The 432-nt window shown below is 65.0% G+C and carries 1 protein-coding gene; it reads left to right on the top strand.

Annotated features, from left to right (window positions below; translation table 11 throughout):
- Positions 1-214: OsmC family protein (locus AB4Z35_RS30660; protein ID WP_442101252.1), on the top strand; the 214-nt coding region annotated here is incomplete at its 5' end.
- Between the last annotated feature and the right edge of the window lie 218 nt (positions 215-432).

Below are 432 nucleotides of genomic sequence, written 5' to 3' on the forward strand. Positions count from 1 at the left end.
CTATGTGGACAAGTCCGTGGGCACGCTGGCCAAGACCGCCGAAGGCCGCATGGCGGTGACCGTGGTGACGCTGCGTCCCGACGTTACGTTCTCGGGCGAGCGCCTGCCGACCCGCGCCGACATCGATCAGCTGCACCACGCCGCGCACGACGCCTGCTTCATCGCCAATTCGGTGAAATCCGAGATCCGATGCGAGCCGGTGTATCCGACCTGACCCCTGCAAACGCCTAATACGCGGCACGAAGGAATTCATTTGACTTCGCCCCCTGCGCTGCAATACTGAGACCGCACACGCGGGCACATGGCCCCGCCGGAGGAGGTACATCATGCATCACAGCAAGCGATGGGGGATGGTGCTCGGCGCGGCAATCGCGTTGGCCGCAGCCGGCGTGCAGGCACAGTCGAAACCGGTGGCTTATCCGGCCAAGGGCC

Source organism: Pseudomonas sp. KB_15, from assembly GCF_052114525.1.
In the GTDB taxonomy this organism is placed as follows: Bacteria; Pseudomonadota; Gammaproteobacteria; order Pseudomonadales; family Pseudomonadaceae; genus Aquipseudomonas.